The organism is Paenibacillus sp. 11B (genome assembly GCF_030487755.1).
GTDB lineage: Bacteria > Bacillota > Bacilli > Paenibacillales > Paenibacillaceae > Paenibacillus > Paenibacillus vandeheii.
This window is the reverse complement of the sequence record NZ_JAUKNS010000003.1, coordinates 75,840-94,327: the sequence shown is the minus strand read 5'-3', so window position 1 is coordinate 94,327 and position 18,488 is coordinate 75,840. Positions and strand designations below refer to the sequence as shown.

The window sequence follows — 18,488 nt, the reverse complement described above, 5'->3', positions numbered from 1 at the left end:
AAAAAAGACGGTGAATCAGGAGCTGTAACCGTGTTCTTGATCTTGATTTTGGCTGGAATTTTTATGTTTGTTTCCATTTTCATTGATTATGCACGTATTGCTGCTTTCAAAGTACAGGCAGAACGAATGACGCATGCGGCGATGAGATCCGTGATGTCAGCCTATGACACGTCCCTGCGGGAGTATGGTCTGTTTGGATACGGTGACAGCAGTGGTGAGGCCATTATGGCCAAGGTGCTGAATGATAGTGTGAAGCCCTCGGCTGTAAAAGATGGATTTCCTATTTTGGATATCCAATGGGATACGACTTCACTGAGCATGGAGCGTGAGTTGGGCAGGTACGATATTTTCAATCGCCAGATTCAGGAGGATATGAAATATCGAGCGCCAGTTGATTTTACCCTGGAAGTAGTCAATCGTTTTAAGCCAATGTCGGAAGAGATGAAAGAAGCTGCTCATACCGTGGATTTGCTCAAAAAATTGCAGAAACTGTATGACAAACGTGAGGAGTTGCTGGACGAAGCAATAGCCAATCAGACGGAGTCGGCTGAAAAGCTGAAGGCTCTTCCGGCTTTGATCATGAACCCGCCTTCCTCTGCGATATACGATGAGATGCTGAGAGACACACCAGAGACAGCCGCTGAGGTAGCAGCACGATATGCGGATTATCTGAACAAGAAACAAATGGATGAAGGACTGCCCTTCAACCAGCAATCGTATATGCTGGAGCTGGCTCGTTATCGTACAGGCGCAGGGAGTGTGACGACAGGCATAAGCATGATCATACAGCCAGCAATGCAGGTTCACCAGACGAAATTGGAGGAAGCACAAGTCAAGATTGAAGAAGCTCGCAAGATCAATGAGGAAATGAAGCGGGTAATCGCCGAAGGGGAGAACCGTTCACAGAATGCCAGTTACGAAAAAGTTGGCAACTCAACGCTGCCTGGGACGAGCCCTCCGTCTACCGGATCGGGTAGTGAAGCGAAAAGTACACGCTCCCTTGCCTCGGAACTTGTAAGAGCTGACACGCTGTTCGATCAGTTAAACGCACGTATACGCTCGCAAAATTCGGATTTTACCAATGTCAGAAATGACAGCATGGAGCTTAATACGCAGCTTCGCACTGTTACGGTGATGAGTGGTGTTTCCATTAAACCAGCGGTTAGGCAGGCTAGTCAGGTAACGGAACGATACATGGACACTTACGTGAGAAGTGGACCCTCCAATGTCATTCTTCAAAGTAAACAGCAGCTGGAGAGCGGTCGCGGATCTGATGCCCAGCGTAAAGCAAATGACAAGGAATCCAAAGGGAAGTTGAAGGATGTTAAACGGATTTTGTCGCAGATTGAAAAGGGGAACTCCGGATCAACGGAAGCTTTCAAACAGCTGGAAGAGTACTACAACGCCAACATCGCTTTTAACAAAGCGAGCCGGGAGGAAGCCAAAAAGGCAGAGATTGCTGGCGATCCGTATGAATCTGGTGGTAACGCCATGAACGGAATGGACAGTTTATTCAGCGGCATGTCCGGTCTGCTGGATAGCCTTGGCGATGAATTGTTCCAGAATGAGTATGCACTGGCGTATTTTAATTCAATGGATTTTGGACAACTGTTCAACTGGACTGAAGGTAGCGGAGATTCTGGTGAAGTATTCAAACTGGAGAATCAGGAACTGGAATACATCGTCTATGGTTTTCATAATCCTTCGGGCAACATTGCTGCTGCATATGCGGAGATCTTTGGTATGCGTCTTGCCATTCGAACAGCAGAAGGATTAATTGAGAACAGCAAGCTCGGGAATCCGCTTCTTGTACTATCTGCTGCCATTTTATATGGAATTACAAACGCTATAGCAGATATGGTGAAATTGGCTAAAGACGGTAGTGTGGAATTGTCTAAATATATCAAAGTCAAGCTTACCTACAGGGATCATCTCCGTTTGTTCCTTTTAATGCATAGCAACAATGAACGCAAAATGTCCAGAATGTTGGCTTTGATCAGGTTAAATACGGGCGTGAACCCGGACGAGAAGCAGACCTATGCCTCGGGAAACATGCGCAGCAGTATCAAGCTGTGGTTTTTGCCGGGAGTCACCAGAAGTATAGGTGCTGTCATGGGTAGTGCTGACCAGGTAGAAGATGGGCGATTTTTCATTGATCGGAAGGCCGATTATTCCTATTAAATAATCCGGGTCGTTTCGGTGGAGGGATTATGGATAAGCAGCATCAGCAGGAAAAAGTTTTGGCATCTTTGCACAAACGACTAACAAGAATAAACAGACTGGAAAGATTGAAATTCCTGAATAAGCAGACACGTTTTCTCCAAAAGTTGCGTTCTCCAAAAAGGGAACAAGGCAGCATTGTTTTGGAAGCCTCACTGGTTTTGCCTGTATTTCTGTTCTTTGTCATGTTCCTGATTTATATCGTACAGATGACTTTAGTATCGACAGCGTTGCAGAGCACGGCAGGAGAAGCGGTAAAGCAGTTATCCACTAAAATATATCCGGTCTCTCTTGTATTCACGCCCTCTGATTCCGCTGGTAGTGGAGGCTCGGAGGGTGGATGGAAAATACCTGAGCTGTCACTGACGGAATGGGCCGAAGAGTATGCCTCTTCACTACCAGAACCGCTAAGCGATTGGGTGCGTGCTGCAGCTGCCAGAGGTGAACAACCGTTACAGGAGATCAAGACATCCGTACTTGAGACCGTGCTTGATCCGACTGTTAAACCGCTACTTCAGCCATTTATTAATACTTCTGTGCTGGATATTGAACGTGTTCATGTTAACGGTATTTCCATACCTGATCTCAAAAATAAAACGAATCCGTACTTCCGGCTTGAACTGAGCTATGAATTGCCTGTTAAAGTCCCCTTCCTAGGAAAATCTTTACGCATTCAAGCGGCAGCAGCAGAACGGGTATGGATCGGAGATACCGGAGAAGGTTCCAGCAGCAGTGGAGGAGACGCGGATTCCGCAGGAGCTGCAACCATTTTATCCAAACCGGATCCGGCATACATAGGCAACAATGCGACGATTAAGGTTAAAGTGGAGCCCGGAGCTACAGCGAACTTGACGATATTTTACAAGTCCGGAGAAAGTTCGGCCAAGCATATTGGATGGGCGACTGCCGATGAAAATGGTGTGATCGAGTGGAATTGGTTTGTAGGAACACGTACAACGGAGGGCACATGGACGTTTGTTGTGGAGACAGCGGATGGTGCCAAGACGGTTACTGAGTTTAATGTAGCTTCCAGAAAATAATTAAAGGAGATGATGGAGGTGCAGTGGTTTTACCTGGCCTGTGGTCTTTATGTGATTGCAGCTTTTGTTACAGATGTTCGTTCGATGAAAATTCCAAATCGTTTAACTTTACCAGTGACTGTCATGGGAGTACTTGCCCATATTATCTGGGGAGGATGGGAGGGGGTTCTGTTCTCAGCAGCCGGGTTCGCGGTTGGGTTCGGTGTGCTGTTCCTAATGTATATGATCGGTGCAGTGGGTGCCGGAGATGTGAAATTGTTTGGAGGCATTGGCGCCTGGACTGGGCTGGCCTTCGGCGTTCACGTTATTATTTACTCCGTTTTGTACGCAGGGGCAATTGGATTAGTCATTCTCTTGTTCCGCAGGGATTCAGCGAAGCGGGTACGGGCCATGGCAGGAAATCTTGCTGGTTTCTTCATGCTCGGTTCGCTCAAGCTGGTCAATCAGGAAAAGACATTAAAGTTTCCTTTTATGCTGGCTGTATTGCCCGGATTCATTAGCGCCTATCTCTACATGTCTTAATAAGATGTAGGAATTGTGGATTATAGCTTGTTAACGGAAAGAGAGGATTGACATGTATGGATTAACGAGAGATTTCATTCGAAACGGCGGATCGTTTATGGTTTTGGAGAAAGCGGAAGGGCTGCGTATGGACGAACTGAGCCGTGTGCAGATGGGTATGCTGTCTTCCAATCAAATTCCAAGGCTTCTTCCCGTTCATATCCGCGAGGTGGATCGAAATGTAACGTTACAGTATGACATTTCAGGGTATAAGATGTTACCTCAGATGTTAAAGGCAGGAAAAATCAAATTGCGCGTATTATATGGTCTATTGTTTCAGTTGGCAGACACATTTACGGAATGTAGACAATATATGTTGGATTCACGTAAATTACAGATTCAGGAAGAGTACATATTTATTAATGGTTCACTGGAAATAGGAGAACTTGGATTGGTATACATCCCGATTGTCGATGCGGTTGAGGTTGATCCGACCCCTCAGCAATTCCGCGAACTGGTTATCCGGCTAATGGCCCATGTTCAGGAACTCCAAGGCGAAGGGATTCAGCGTGTCCTCCAGCTATGTGACAGTGAACAATGGGATATCAGACAGCTGCGTGAACTTTTGCTTGAATTATATGCAGATGAGCAGAGTGGTTCAGGCCAGGCATCGTTTATGTCTTCGCGTGGGTCATCCGGGTCAACTGACAGTGAGTTAGGAATGCCAATCTCTGCAATTCCAGAGCGGGGAAATGAGCCGTTTTCAAAGAGAAGTGGGCAAGATCATCAGTATCGTCAATCGGATGGAAATAGTGAAGCTGAGCAGCAATTGAAATCATTCCAGCAACCACGAGTAACTACTATAGAGGATGACAAACCGCCTAACAAACACTTTTCAGGATTTTCCGGCAGACGTTCACCGATAGAGTCTTCATTGCAATCAAAAGGTGTTACGAATCCGTCACAGCGCCAAACATTTGATTCATTACAGGACGATGACATGGAAAAGGACGAAAAGCAAGCATCCTCCAAAACGACTTATATCCTTCTGGGCTGTATGATTGCCATGGCGCTGGTATGGAGATTCATCTATATGGAACAACCGGGTCAGACACAAATGATTCTATCCGCAGCATTAAGTGCTGGGTTGCTTGGTATCGCGGGTTGGGCGTGGGTGACTAAAGGGGAATTCGAAAATTCGAAATCCAATCTGCTACGCAAAAAGATTCCGAATGAAGAATATGCAGATGGCGAATTGCAGGAGGGCTCATCGAATAGGCGATCTGCTTTATTCGGCTTGGGCAGAGGCAAAGATAAACAAAAGGAAAGCGAAGAAGAGATGTTTCAGGAGAGCTGGCGTTGGAACGCATCTGAAATGTCACCAGAAGGTAATGCATATGCACAAGGTTACACGAGTAAACAGAGGTCTGGTGATATGCAGAGTCAAAGTGCTCAATCAGAGCGGGGGCATTCTTTTGAATCCAGGTCACCTGTAGCAGGGAATTCTCGCTTTCAAAATCTGCATATACCATCCGAGGCTTCTGATGAACCTTTCGTTCAGCATGCTATCGAAGCCACTGCTGCAACATCGGAGCTCTTCCATCATCATGCGGCGGCTGATGCAACTGTAAACTTGCAAAGTGTTGCTGGCGGAAGCATTACAGGAGCAGGTCCAGTTGCACCTTCTTTTTATCTTGAACGCAGGTCAGCAACAGGGGACAAAAATGAACGGATGGATGTCTGTGGAGCATCGTTTGTTATTGGCCGATCGGCGGACATGGTCCAGTGGGTAGATTCAGCAACCGGTGTGTCCCGTGCTCATGTGGAATTGAGCCGGAACAAATCGGGCTATGTCATTAAGGATTTGGGTTCTGTGAATGGAACCATTCTCAAGGGCAATGTCCTTGCTCCGTACAAGGAATATCCACTGGAAGATGGAGATACCTTTACGTTGGCTGAGTCTGTTTACACGTATCGATCAGTCGGATAGACCCCGGTGTTTCAGATCTTCCAGTGCTTCGGTCAATGTAGGGAAGGTAAACTGGAATCCGTGATCCAACGCTTTTTGCGGGATAACCCGCTGTCCCTGAAGCAGCACGACAGAGAGTTCTCCAACCAGTGTTTTGATCAGAATTCCGGGTACGGGGAACCAGTGTGGACGATGATACACCTTACCTACCGTGCGTCCGAATTCATCGTTGGTTACCGGGTTGGGCGAAGAGGCGTTCACCGGACCGGAGATTTCTTTATTTTGGATTGTGAAATCAATCAAACGCACAATATCCATAATGTGAATCCAACTGGTCCACTGTTTGCCACTTCCCACCCTGCCCCCAACACCAAGCATATAAGGCAGTTTCATTAATGGAAAAGCCCCTTTTTTATGACCAAGTACGAGGCTAACGCGGATTTTTACAAGTCTCACATGTTTGATGGCATCAGCAGCAACTTCCCATTGTTCAGAGACACGGGATGGGAAATTCATCGATTTATGTGGGCTGTTCTCATCAAATGTTTCTGTGGGAGAGGTGCCATAGATTGCCATGGCAGATGCCTGTACGACCACCTCCGGTTTGTGCTCCAGTGAATCTACCAATTTGGCTACGCGAGCTACAGTAGTCACTCTGGATTCAACGATCTCCAGTTTCGCCTTGGTTGTCCAACGTTGATTCAACGTTTCCCCGGCAAGATTCACCAAGGCATCCATTCCTTCGAGCAAATGAGGCTGCTCCTCCACCTGTTCCCAAGAGATATAGGTAAGATTTTGGCTGGGATTATGTAAATTCGGCAGTTTGCGTGTAATAACTTTCACATGATGGCCTGCCTGAAGCCAGTAATCAACGAGCGCTCCTCCGACAAAACCGGTACCTCCACAAATCGCAATCTTCATCTTGGCGACCTCCTTGTTATTTTGACTGTACTGACATGTATTACTGGATCGACAAACAGCCCCGATGGTAAGCACTGCCTTGCTGAGGATGACTTACCTGACGGAGCATGTTTGCACATATGTAAGCGAAATACATGTTCGGCTGAATTCCATTTTCTATTTATTCATTAGATGTTTATAAGGCGAATAGTCAATGTGGTTTTTCTCCAGAAATTTCACCAGAAACTTATTATCCCGCTTCGGTGTGGCTATAATGTATCCTTTAATGCAATGATCTCTGGATACTTCAGGTGCATTATTTTCGTACGCAATTTTACCGATTTCTGCTGCGATGGAATGTTTGGCGATATCTCGAAATGGGCCGGGAACAGGCTCTACAAGCTGGTCGAGAAAAGCTTTTGCTTCATCTGTCCATAAATGACGGCTGGTTTCAACCCAGTGGTTCTGCCAATCGAGTTTGGACTTCCCGTCTGCCTTCGGAAGCACTTTCAAAAACTTGCGCATCATAAAAAATCCGCCAACACACATACTTCCAAGCAAAAGAACGGTCCAGAATGCGATTGTGTTCATAAACCAATTGCTGGGGGAACTGCTGGTCAACGTCAAAGCGTAGGAGCCGAAAATCATTGCGGAGTCACCTCGGATTATTGATTTTCACGGAAAGACGGATTCCGCCCACCCATGTTCCAATTACAGCTGTAAAAAATAGCCTATATCCCGAATTATAGCGCATTTCTAGATTTATTTCGATAATCGCGTTAGAATAAGGGATAATTCAGAAAAAGGGGGATTAATGATGCTTAAAATCGGCTCCCATGTGTCCTTTTCGGACAAGGGATTATTGAGTGCAACGAAGGAAGCGTCCTCGTACGGTTCCAGTTCGTTTATGATATATACGGGTGCACCGCAAAATACCCGCCGGAAGCCTATTGAGTCCATGTTTATTGAGGAAGGCAAGCTTGCGATGCAAGAGGGCGGAATGGAAGATATCGTTGTCCATGCGCCATACATTATTAACCTAGGATCATACAAAGAAAACACGTATGAGCTGGCCGTAAGTTTCCTTCAGGAAGAGATCCGTCGTACACATGCGATTGGTGTCAAAAATATCGTGCTGCATCCTGGCGCATTTACGGACAAGGATGCACACTACGGCATCGGACGTATTGCTGAAGGCTTGAATGAAGTGCTGGACGGTGTAAAAGAGACGGATGTGAATATCGCTCTGGAAACAATGGCCGGCAAAGGAACTGAAATGGGCCGCAGCTTCGAAGAAATTGCTCAGATCATCGAGAAGGTTACACACAATGAACGCCTTACTGTATGTATGGATACATGTCACATTCACGATGCGGGTTATGATATCGTGAATGACCTGGACGGTGTTCTTGAACAATTTGATCGTACGGTAGGGCTTGACCGCATTGCCGTAATGCATATTAATGATAGTAAGAACCCTGTGGGTGCGCACAAGGACCGTCATACACCGATTGGCTCCGGCTGGATTGGTTTTGAGGCAATTAACCGCATCGTGCATCATGAAGCTCTGAAGGGCCGTCCGTTTATTTTGGAAACGCCTTGGATTGGTAAAGATGCCAAAACGCAGCGTCCAATGTATGAAGCGGAAATCGCGTTGCTTCGCGGGGATGTTGCTGGTCGATTTGGCCCCGAGTTCCTGACAGAAGTGGAACAACTGCATCATTTCTTCAAAGGAAAAGAGATTGAGTCCCGTTCGTACGTTCTGGATGTTTGGACGCTGCTCAAAAATGATGCCAAAGCCAAAAAATCCGACCCGCGTGAACCGTTGGAACGTCTGTATGACCTCGTGGCTGAAGCCGAATTGTTCCCGCATTTGAATGAAGAACAACTGAATCATCGCTTGATTGCCTGGCTTGCAGGAAAAGAACTGCTGGTCCTGGCATAGTTGAAGGAGGAAGAATAACCCGATGGAGATTCACGCTAAACAAGTACGTCCTGATGTTAAAAACCGCGCCGATCGGGCGCGGATGCTCATTTCCTGTCCGGATGGACCCGGAATTGTTGCTGCAGTTTCCCATTTCCTGCACCAGCATGGTGCAAACATTGTCCAGTCGGACCAGTACACCATGGACCCGGCTGGCGGCATGTTTTTTATGCGGATCGAGTTCGATCTTCCACAATTGTCGGCGAACCTGCCCAAGCTGCAAGCAGATTTTGAAGAAGTGGCAAGCCGTTTCAAAATGGATTGGAGTCTTTCCGCGGTTAGCCGCAAGAAGAAACTGGCCATTTTTGTATCCAAGGAGGATCACTGTCTGGTTGAGCTGTTGTGGCAATGGCAGGCTGGCGATCTGGATGCAGACATCGCACTCGTCGTGAGCAATCATCTGGATATGAAGGACTATGTAGAATCATTTGGCATTCCTTATCATCATATTCCGGTTACAGCGGATACGAAGAAGGAAGCGGAACAGCGCCAACTTGACGTCATTGGTAATGATATCGATGTAATCATTCTTGCGCGTTACATGCAGATCATTTCCCCAATGTTCATTGAGCATTACCGTAACCGCATCATTAATATTCATCACTCGTTTTTGCCTGCCTTTGTCGGCGGTAAACCGTATGCCCAAGCGTACAACCGCGGTGTCAAAATTATCGGTGCGACGGCTCACTATGTTACGGAAGAGCTGGATGGCGGACCGATTATTGAGCAGGACGTACAGCGTGTAAGCCACGGGGATGATGTAACCGAGTTGAAGCGCATTGGACGTACCATTGAGCGTGTTGTTCTTGCCCGTGCCGTCAAATGGCATGTTGAAGACCGTGTACTGGTTCATGAAAATAAAACCGTTGTATTTTAAGCTAATGCTTTAATACTGCGCAAGGTTGATTCGGAAAGATATATACTTCTATTCCTAAAAAAAGAAAAGGCGATTCCCTATTCGTGTCTGAACGGGGGATTGCCTTTTTGGTTGTGTCGCCATATATAACCGCACAAACCAACGACCACACCAAATAACAGATGCCCTGCCAGCCAGTAAAGGATCGCTTTTACATCATACAGATCAGGCACACGACTCGACAGCTGGGAGAGCGGAATATACAGCAGGGAAGAGAGTGCGCCAATCAGGACGCCTTTGGATATTGGATGACCCGAACGCTGAATCCACCATATGTACAAGATGCCGAGGATTATGGAAACGATAATATGAAGCACAAATTCGATGTATTCAGGTAATGTTGGCGGGAGCCAGGGAACAAAATCGATGTTCAGCAGCAGGGTATAGACTTTTACACCGGTGTAAGTCTGCATGGCCTTTAAAAAGAATCCAAGTACAAAACCTGATGTAATCCCTGTTAAAACCCCGGCTTTCCAGGGTAATATGTGCTTTGACGACTTTGTTGACTTAGCAGAATGATTCAGCATAAGCGAATCCTCCTTTTGATATGAAGTATAGCCTGATGTGCACAAAAGTCCGATTTTCCAATCATGATCAAGGATCATTATATGCAAAATCAACTTCAATATCTAAAAAGAGTATGGTTTTCCGCTTAAAGGTTATACTTCATCCGATGGATTTGCGATGCTGGCTGAGCTAGAAGATATACTGAAATGCTCAGTATGACACTCTTTTTGCGCAACTGGAAACAAATCCCTCGTCACAAACAACCGAATTTTCCCGATCTTCTAAAAGAAGGTTATGGAAAACATTCACGCCAAGTGATACAATACAAAAGTGAATAAGTCAAAATGAAACACTCAAGCGGATTCACTTATTGTGAAATTCGGTTTGCTTGTATGATGAGAGGGATTCGCTTGCGCAACCCGACTTATCTAAAGACATGAGGAGGACAAACCATGACTGACAAGAACGAAGCGATTCAAAAGGAAGAAAACAACACCATCGACAATCTGTCAATCACTACCGTACGTACACTGGCGATTGATGCAATCGAGAAGGCAAATTCCGGACACCCGGGAATGCCTATGGGCTCCGCTCCAATGGGGTACCAACTTTTTGCAAAAACGATGACACATAACCCGGACCACCCAACTTGGGTTAACCGGGACCGTTTTGTCCTGTCCGCAGGACATGGCTCCATGTTGCTGTACAGCTTGCTTCACCTGAGCGGGTATGACCTGCCTATGGATCAACTGAAACAGTTCCGTCAATGGGGAAGCAAAACGCCGGGTCACCCGGAATTCGGGCATACTGCAGGTGTTGATGCAACAACTGGACCACTGGGTCAAGGTATTGCAATGGCTGTAGGTATGGCTATGGCTGAAGCTCAACTGGGCGCAACATACAACAAAGACAAATTCAACGTAATCGACCACTACACGTATGCAATCTGTGGTGACGGTGACTTGATGGAAGGCGTATCCCATGAATCAGCTTCCCTGGCTGGACGTTTGCACCTGGGCAAATTGATCATGTTGTTCGACTCCAATGACATCACATTGGATGGTAAATTGAACCTGTCTTCTTCTGAAAGCATTGCGAAGCGTTTTGAAGCTTATGGCTGGCAAGTGCTGCGCGTTGAAGATGGTAACGATCTGCCTGCAATCGAAAAAGCGATCCAAGAAGGTCAAGCAGATACACTGCGTCCTACACTGATCGAAGTTAAAACTGTTATTGGTTATGGTAGCCCGAACAAACAAGGTAAAGGCGGCCACGGCGGTACTCACGGATCTCCACTGGGTTCAGACGAAGCCAAATTGACTAAAGAATTTTACAAATGGGTTTACGAGGAAGATTTCCACGTACCAACTGAAGTTCGCGAACACTTTGCACAAGTGAAAGATCGTGGTATCTCTGCAAACAAAGCATGGGACGAGAAATTGGCCGAGTACAAAAAAGCATTCCCTGAGCTGGCAGCTCAATTCGAAACAGCAATCAATGGCGACCTTCCAGAAGGTTGGGATCGCGATCTGCCTAAATATGCAGCAACAGACAAAGCGGTATCCACACGTGTAGCATCCGGTAATGCGCTGAACGGTTTGGCTCATAACGTGCCACAACTGACAGGCGGATCTGCTGACCTGGAAAGCTCCACAATGACTCACTTGAACAATCTGGAGAACTTCTCACCAGAAGATTATTCCGGTCGCAACATTTACTTCGGTATCCGTGAATTCGGTATGGCTGGAGCAATGAACGGTATGGCACTGCACAGTGGTGTGAAAGTATTCGGAGGTACATTCTTCGTATTTACAGACTATCTGCGTCCAGCTGTTCGTCTGGCTGCTCTGATGGGTCTGCCTGTGACGTATGTTCTGACTCACGACAGTATCGCTGTTGGTGAAGACGGTCCTACTCACGAACCAATCGAGCAATTGGCATCCCTGCGTATCATTCCTAACCTGACGGTTATTCGTCCGGCTGACGGTAATGAAACTTCTGCAGCATGGGCTTATGCGCTTGAGAACAAGAGCAATCCGGTTGCACTCGTACTCACTCGTCAAAACCTGCCGATTCTGGAAGGTACCGTTGAAGGTTCCCGTGAGAACGTGAAACGTGGTGCGTATGTTGTCTCTGATGCAAAAGAAGGCAAAGCTGTGGCCCAAATCATCGCAACAGGTTCCGAAGTGCAACTGGCTGTCAAAGCCCAAGCAGCACTTGCTGAACAAGGTATCCAAGTTCGCGTAATCAGCATGCCGAGCTGGGATCTGTTCGAGAAACAGGACAAAGCATACAAAGAATCCGTCCTGCTTCCGGATGTTAAAGCTCGTCTGGCGATTGAAATGGCTCATCCAATGGGCTGGGAAAAATATGTCGGCGACCAAGGCGACATTCTCGGAATCAGCACATTTGGTGCATCCGCGCCTGGCGACCGTGTTATCCAAGAGTATGGTTTCACTGTGGAGAACGTGGTTAGTCGCGTGAAAGCATTGCTGTAATAGCTTTGAAAAATGCTGCCAGGAGGGACAGTTTAATTTCTGTCCTGCCGAGTAGCAAGTGATTTCCGGCAGAGAATGGGCGGGTAACCGCCCTGATCTGTTTTGCCTTTTGTTTTCATTAACTTCAGGGGGAGCGGGTACGCATGTCACAGTTTGATCAAGTCAGTGTAGTCAAAGAGGCCAACATTTATTATGAAGGCCAGGTAACGAGCAGAACAGTTATTTTGGGGGATGGCAGCAAGGTGACTCTGGGCATTATGCTTCCAGGCAATTATGAGTTCGGCACAGATTCCCGTGAGATTATGGAGATTCTGTCCGGCGATCTGAGAGTATTGCTTCCCGGAGAAGCAGATTGGCAAGAGATTCAAGGTCAAGCTACGTTTCACGTGCCTGCCGAATCCAAATTTAAACTGGAGATACGCAGCGTTACCGACTACTGCTGCTCGTACCCGGCGGAATAATACAAGAAGGGTAACCAGAACCGCGACTCGCGGATTCGGTTAACCCTTTTTGCTTCTTAAACTCTTACGACAAAGTTCGGGCTGCAAGCTTGTCAGTCCTGTGGATTTGAAGTATCCTTAGGCTAAGTTGTTTCGAATGGAAAACGGAAAAAAATACGCTACCGATATCAGGAGGTTTTATAGATCATGGCAAAAAAAGTGAAGTTTGACTACAGCACAGCTCTGCAATTCGTCAATCAGCATGAAGTGGACTATTTCGCTGAACCGATTCGTTTGGCTCACGAGCAGCTCCACAACGGAACAGGTACAGGATCGGATTATCTGGGCTGGATCGACCTGCCTACCGCTTATGACAAAGAAGAGTTCTCCCGTATTCAAAAAGCGGCTGCCAAAATCCAAAGCGATTCCGAAGTACTGATTGTTATCGGTATTGGTGGATCATACCTGGGTGCTCGTGCAGCGATTGAAATGTTGACACACTCTTTCTACAACAACCTGCCTAAAGAAAAACGCAAAACGCCTGAAATCTATTTCGCAGGAAACAATATCAGCTCCACATATGTAACTCATTTGCTGGATCTGGTTGAAGGCAAAGATTTCTCCGTTAACGTCATCTCCAAATCCGGTACTACAACGGAGCCAGCAATCGCATTCCGTATTTTCCGTGCAGCATTGGAGAAAAAATACGGTAAAGAAGAAGCTCGCAAACGTATCTATGCAACAACAGATAAAGAGCGCGGCGCACTGAAAAAACTGGCGAATGAAGAAGGCTATGAATCCTTCATTATCCCGGATGATGTAGGTGGACGTTACTCCGTTCTGACGGCTGTAGGTTTGCTTCCAATCGCAGCAGCTGGCATTAGCATTGAGGAAATGATGCAGGGCGCGGCTGATGCTTCCAAAGAGTACAGCAACCCGAACGTAGCTGAGAACGAAGCATATCAATATGCAGCTGTTCGTAACGCGTTGTACCGCAAAGGTAAAGGAACAGAAATCCTCGTGAACTACGAGCCATCCCTGCACTTTGTATCCGAATGGTGGAAACAGCTGTTTGGAGAGAGTGAAGGTAAGGACTATAAAGGGATCTATCCTGCATCCGTTGATTTCTCGACTGACTTGCACTCCATGGGTCAATTCATTCAAGAGGGTAGCCGGAACATCTTCGAAACCGTCATTCAGGTTGCTGAAGTATCGGAGCATATCTCGATCGAAGCGGATCCGGATGATCTGGATGGTCTGAATTTCCTTGAAGGTAAAACGATGGACTTTGTTAACAAAAAAGCATTCCAAGGAACACTGCTTGCACACACCGATGGTCAAGTACCAAATCTGATTGTGAACATTCCAGATATGTCTCCATATTCTTTCGGATATCTGGTATACTTCTTTGAAAAAGCATGCGGCATTAGTGGTTACCTGCTCGGAGTCAATCCATTTGACCAACCAGGCGTGGAAGCTTACAAGAAAAATATGTTCGCTTTGCTGGGCAAACCAGGCTTTGAAGAAGAGAAAGCAGCGCTGGAAGCGAGACTTTCCGAATAATTCATCGGTCTGCTCATATAGCTAAATAAGGTAATGTAATTACATTCGGGGAGTCTTTGTCAAAGCAATGGTTCCCCGGATGTTAAACCAAGGCAGTTCGTCCGCGTCCGCGCGGGGAACTGCTTTCTTGTAAAATGGATCAAATTGGAAAGTTGGATAGGAATGATTGAACGTTATCGCACGGTTCGAGGACCGGGCAATCTGGAAATTGTAATCAAGAAGTCGCGATTTATCGGTCATATTATGCCGGTCACGACGGAAGAAGAAGCCAATGCGTTTATTGATGAAATCAAGAAAAAACATTGGAATGCCACTCATAACTGCTCGGCTTACATGATTGGTGAGCGGGATGAGATCCAGAAGCAATCCGATGATGGGGAACCAAGCGGAACCGCGGGGAAACCCATTCTTGAAGTGATCAAAAATCAGCAATTGAAAAATGTGGCTATCGTAGTTACACGTTACTTTGGGGGAATCATGCTTGGAGCAGGTGGGCTAATTCGCGCTTATACGGATGGAGCAGTTGCAGCCATTGAAGCGGGGGAAGCGGTTACCAAAGTGCTTCATCGTGAAGTTTTTGTTGAACTGGATTACACATGGCTGGGCAAAGTGGAAAATGAATTAAGGAGCCGGGAAGTCCGTACAGGTGAAACTGGATTCACCGATAAGGTTACGTTGACTTGTCTTCCGCCGGATAGTGAAGCCGAGGCATTTGTAGCCTGGATCACAGATTTGACGCAAGGGCAATCCCGGATCACGGAGGGACAGCGGCTTTATTTTATTGAAGGGGAATAAAATATATGGCTAGAAGAGCAGTCGAACAGGAGTTGTCGAGGGAGCGGATACTGGAGGCGGCGAGGCATCTTTTTATTACCAAAGGATACCGCGCCATTTCGATGCGAAGCATCGGCCAGCATCTGGGCTATAGTCATGGGTCGCTGTATTATCATTTTAAAGAAAAGGCGGAGCTGTTTTATGCCATTGTGGTTGAAGATTTCAATCATCTGGGGCATCTGCTGCTGCAAGCCATGGTCAGGCCAGTCGTGGTCGGCGTGAGCAAGGTGGAACATATTATGATGGAGTTTATTCGTTTTGGTTTGGAGAATCCGTATCAGTACGAGATCATGTTCATGATTCGGGATGAGGAATTGCTATCGTATTGTCGTACGGAGCAAGGAAGATGCTTCGAATTGTTTGCCTCTATTATTCGGCAATACATGAATGAAGAGGGTTGCACAGAAGAGGATATTCAATGTGTACCACGTACGCTGTTTTTGTCTATGCACGGATTCATATCATACTATATTCAGGATCGTTTGACCTTTTCAGAGATTGAATCGGCTGCGTTATCTCATGTCAAAGTACTCTGTCGAAATCTCCAACACCAGCCTGGCGTCCAATAAGGCGCTTTTGTCGCACTCCTATACTTCAGGGCGGTGAATTGTCATAACATTAATTCTTTATAACGTTGTCTCGCGAAAGTTTTTAAGCGAAGAAGACCAAGACAGGCGGATTACATCCCGGAAATAGGATGGACCGCCTGTTTGTTTTATTATTTTGATGAAGAATAGTTGGACATGGGTGTAAATGAACTATCCTTCCATGATTTTAAGGAAATATTTCCGTTGACGGGGACCGTCAAATTCGCAAAAATAGATGCCCTGCCATCTGCCGAGCACTAATCTGCCCTCATGTATGATCACCGTTTGTGATGGTCCGGTTGTGATCGATTTCAAGTGAGATGCCGTATTCCCCTCAGCATGGCGATATTCGGGATGCTCCCAAGGGTACACTTCGTTCAGACGAAGCAGTACGTCATGTTTGACATCCGGGTCAGCATTCTCGTTAATTGCAATGCCTGCTGTCGTATGTGGACAGTAAATCAATACCGTTCCATTTTGCACACCACTTTCACGGACAACCTGCTCCACTTCCCGCGTAATATCTTTCATCTCATCCCGTCTGGATGTCGATAAATTCTTCGTATATAACATATTGCTCCCACTCCTTTTGCTTCAAATTAGTCCTCTAGATTGTACCTTAACCATTACATAACAAACAAACCAGGAAGCTTGCGGATAACAGCGATTGGAAGGTTGTTCTGGCTGCGTAGCGGGCAGGAAATTTTTTATTAATTCCATCACATGGCTGCCCCAATTTTATTCCATAAAAGCATTGACGATTAGCACTGCAAACTGGTAAAGTATCAGATAAGCAAAAAAACCAAGTAGACTAATGGGAATAATGTTGAAGTAATAAAATCCAACTTAGGAAAAAGGTTGTATGGAAGCAGGAAGACTGCCGACCGGACATAGAACCGGAGGCTGGGAGGGAATGCAGCAATGAATACCGTTCTTCGTCATAAGGGATGGACTTGGGGATTCCGTAGTACCGTATTGTTATATTTTATCGTACTCATTGTACTTCCAATCATCGGTGTGTACGTCAATTCCTTCTCAGAAGGATGGAGCAACTTTATCCAAAGCATCATGGACCCTATTGCGTGGAAAGCCGTGCTCTTAACGATCCGGCTGGCCGTTATCGCAACGGTGATTAATGTTATTCTGGGAACCATGATAGCCTGGGTGCTAACACGTTATCGCTTTTTCGGGAGGTCATTCCTTAACAGTCTGGTAGATCTTCCTTTTGCATTGCCTACCGCCGTTGGTGGACTGATGATTATGCTGCTCCTAGGTCCGGTCAGTGCCATCGGAAAACTAGCGGAATCTATGGGGTTTGAAATTGTGTTTCACCAGCCTGCGATTGTGATCGCGATGACCTTTGTTACGTTTCCTTTTGTCATCCGTGCGGTGCAGCCTTTACTTGAAGAGATCGATCCTTCGGAGGAAGAGGCATCCTACACGATGGGAGCATCGAAGGCGCGCACGTTCAGGCAGGTCATTCTACCGTCCATGGCTCCGGGCATGATTAGTGGGGGGATGCTTGCATTCTCCAGAGCACTGGCCGAATTTGGCGCTGTTGTGCTGGTGGCAGGCAATATCCCGGGAAGAACTTTGACGGCTTCCGTATTCATATATGGCGAGATCGAAAGTGACAATCCAACCGGTGCCGCTGCGGTATCCGTACTGCTCTTAACACTCTCTTTCCTGATCCTCTGGCTCATTAATCTGGTGCAGATGCGGGGGAGAAGACGATGAGGCGACTATTAATCGGACTGACGTTTGCGGTGTTCATTGTACTGCTGATCATCCCGCTTGGACGAATTGTTATTGGTGCATTTGAAGACGGGGCAGGAGGTTTCCTGGAAGGGCTGTTGCGTCCTGAGGCGCTGCATGCCCTGATGATGACAGGACTTGTTGTACTTGTCGTCACGCTGTTAAATACATTGTTTGGCGTAATGATGGCTATCTATCTGGTCCGCGCCGGATGGCTGAGTGACCGGGTAAAAGGGCTGCTGAACAGCATCGTGGATCTGCCCTATGCCGTATCCCCAGTCATCGGCGGATTGATGATTGTATTGCTGCTGGGACCCAACAGCATTATGGGCGCTTTTTTTGAAGGGATAGGATTCAATGTGGTGTATGCCTTCCCGGGCATGGTCATAGCAACGTTGTTTGTCACTTTTCCACTGATGGTCCGAGAGGTGATGCCTGTTTTGCAGGAGCTGGGATCTCAGCAGGAAGAGGCTGCATCAACGCTTGGTGCATACGGCTGGAGAACGTTCTGGAGTGTTACCTGGCCTTCCATTCGTTGGGCGGTAGTATACGGTCTTGTGTTGACGGTTGCCCGCTCGCTTGGAGAATTCGGTGCGGTGCTGGTTGTATCGGGTAACATTATGAACAAAACACAAACGGCAACAACGCTGGTATATCAGGATGTTGAGAATTTTAACGTTGCTGCCGCAAATGGTGTGGCATTGGTACTGGTTACCTTTTCCGTCGGTCTCCTGCTTATGATGGAATGGGCCAAGAAGCGAAAGGAAGTGCATTGAG

General features: G+C 46.8%; 17 protein-coding genes. 13 read left to right on the top strand and 4 right to left on the bottom strand.

What is annotated here, in order from left to right; all coding sequences use genetic code 11:
- Window positions 1–30: 30 nt before the first annotated feature.
- The 4 genes from Q0V21_RS15430 to Q0V21_RS15415 are packed head-to-tail and all read left to right on the top strand — an operon-like array spanning window position 31 to window position 5,751.
- Entirely contained in the window at window positions 31–2,181 is a 2,151-nt protein-coding gene (locus Q0V21_RS15430; RefSeq protein WP_301879604.1) for a hypothetical protein, read from the top strand.
- A 29-nt stretch (window positions 2,182–2,210) separates the two neighbouring features.
- Window positions 2,211–3,260 (top strand): pilus assembly protein, encoded by a 1,050-nt coding sequence (locus tag Q0V21_RS15425; RefSeq protein ID WP_301879603.1) that lies wholly within the window; start codon window positions 2,211–2,213, stop codon window positions 3,258–3,260.
- Between the two features lie 12 nt (window positions 3,261–3,272).
- A complete protein-coding gene (locus Q0V21_RS15420) occupies window positions 3,273–3,782 on the top strand; it encodes an A24 family peptidase (RefSeq protein WP_079350803.1) in 510 nt (169 codons plus the stop codon).
- Between the two features lie 52 nt (window positions 3,783–3,834).
- Window positions 3,835–5,751, top strand: coding sequence for a DUF6382 domain-containing protein (locus Q0V21_RS15415; RefSeq protein WP_301879602.1), 1,917 nt, complete (start codon window positions 3,835–3,837; stop codon window positions 5,749–5,751).
- Here Q0V21_RS15415 and Q0V21_RS15410 read toward each other — a convergent pair.
- Both Q0V21_RS15410 and Q0V21_RS15405 read right to left on the bottom strand, forming a co-directional pair.
- The gene (locus tag Q0V21_RS15410; RefSeq protein ID WP_079350801.1) at window positions 5,740–6,651 is read right to left on the bottom strand and encodes a TIGR01777 family oxidoreductase; all 912 of its coding nucleotides are present in this window, start codon (window positions 6,649–6,651) and stop codon (window positions 5,740–5,742) included. The genes Q0V21_RS15415 and Q0V21_RS15410 overlap by 12 nt on opposite strands.
- 156 nt (window positions 6,652–6,807) lie before the next feature.
- Window positions 6,808–7,278, bottom strand: a complete 471-nt coding sequence (locus Q0V21_RS15405) for a DUF2621 domain-containing protein (RefSeq protein WP_301879601.1) — start codon at window positions 7,276–7,278, stop codon at window positions 6,808–6,810.
- A 169-nt stretch (window positions 7,279–7,447) separates the two neighbouring features.
- Here Q0V21_RS15405 and Q0V21_RS15400 point away from each other — a divergent pair, with 169 nt between their 5' ends.
- Entirely contained in the window at window positions 7,448–8,575 is a 1,128-nt protein-coding gene (locus Q0V21_RS15400) for a deoxyribonuclease IV (RefSeq protein ID WP_301879791.1), read from the top strand.
- 22 nt (window positions 8,576–8,597) lie between these two features.
- Window positions 8,598–9,491: a formyltetrahydrofolate deformylase gene (gene purU / locus Q0V21_RS15395; protein ID WP_024629344.1), complete on the top strand. Its 894-nt coding sequence runs from the start codon at window positions 8,598–8,600 to the stop codon at window positions 9,489–9,491.
- Window positions 9,492–9,568: 77 nt separating this feature from the next.
- On the opposite strand, the gene Q0V21_RS15390 is transcribed toward purU, so the two are convergent.
- The gene (locus tag Q0V21_RS15390; protein WP_301879600.1) at window positions 9,569–10,057 is read right to left on the bottom strand and encodes a hypothetical protein; all 489 of its coding nucleotides are present in this window, start codon (window positions 10,055–10,057) and stop codon (window positions 9,569–9,571) included.
- Window positions 10,058–10,489: 432 nt separating this feature from the next.
- Here Q0V21_RS15390 and tkt point away from each other — a divergent pair, with 432 nt between their 5' ends.
- The 5 genes from tkt to Q0V21_RS15365 all read left to right on the top strand — a co-directional run bounded on the left by tkt (window position 10,490) and on the right by Q0V21_RS15365 (window position 15,938).
- Complete coding sequence (gene tkt, locus Q0V21_RS15385; RefSeq protein WP_285075123.1) at window positions 10,490–12,532, top strand: transketolase; 2,043 nt, start codon at window positions 10,490–10,492, stop codon at window positions 12,530–12,532.
- 143 nt (window positions 12,533–12,675) lie between these two features.
- A complete protein-coding gene (gene ppnP / locus Q0V21_RS15380; protein WP_024629347.1) occupies window positions 12,676–12,993 on the top strand; it encodes a pyrimidine/purine nucleoside phosphorylase in 318 nt (105 codons plus the stop codon).
- A gap of 186 nt (window positions 12,994–13,179) precedes the next feature.
- Complete coding sequence (locus Q0V21_RS15375; RefSeq protein WP_079350797.1) at window positions 13,180–14,535, top strand: glucose-6-phosphate isomerase; 1,356 nt, start codon at window positions 13,180–13,182, stop codon at window positions 14,533–14,535.
- 162 nt (window positions 14,536–14,697) lie between these two features.
- Window positions 14,698–15,330, top strand: a complete 633-nt coding sequence (locus Q0V21_RS15370; protein ID WP_024629349.1) for a YigZ family protein — start codon at window positions 14,698–14,700, stop codon at window positions 15,328–15,330.
- Window positions 15,331–15,335: 5 nt separating this feature from the next.
- Window positions 15,336–15,938 carry a TetR/AcrR family transcriptional regulator gene (locus Q0V21_RS15365; RefSeq protein WP_301879599.1) on the top strand — a complete coding sequence of 201 codons (603 nt, stop codon included), beginning with the start codon at window positions 15,336–15,338 and terminating at the stop codon, window positions 15,936–15,938.
- A 189-nt stretch (window positions 15,939–16,127) separates the two neighbouring features.
- Here Q0V21_RS15365 and Q0V21_RS15360 read toward each other — a convergent pair whose 3' ends face one another.
- A complete protein-coding gene (locus Q0V21_RS15360; RefSeq protein WP_079350796.1) occupies window positions 16,128–16,529 on the bottom strand; it encodes a secondary thiamine-phosphate synthase enzyme YjbQ in 402 nt (133 codons plus the stop codon).
- Between the two features lie 348 nt (window positions 16,530–16,877).
- Between Q0V21_RS15360 and cysT the strand changes: the two genes are divergently transcribed.
- Both cysT and Q0V21_RS15350 read left to right on the top strand, forming a co-directional pair.
- Window positions 16,878–17,693: a sulfate ABC transporter permease subunit CysT gene (gene cysT, locus Q0V21_RS15355; RefSeq protein ID WP_024629352.1), complete on the top strand. Its 816-nt coding sequence runs from the start codon at window positions 16,878–16,880 to the stop codon at window positions 17,691–17,693.
- Entirely contained in the window at window positions 17,690–18,487 is a 798-nt protein-coding gene (locus Q0V21_RS15350) for a sulfate ABC transporter permease subunit (protein ID WP_285075120.1), read from the top strand. The genes cysT and Q0V21_RS15350 overlap by 4 nt, the downstream gene beginning before the upstream one ends.
- The last annotated feature ends 1 nt before the right edge of the window (window position 18,488 follow it).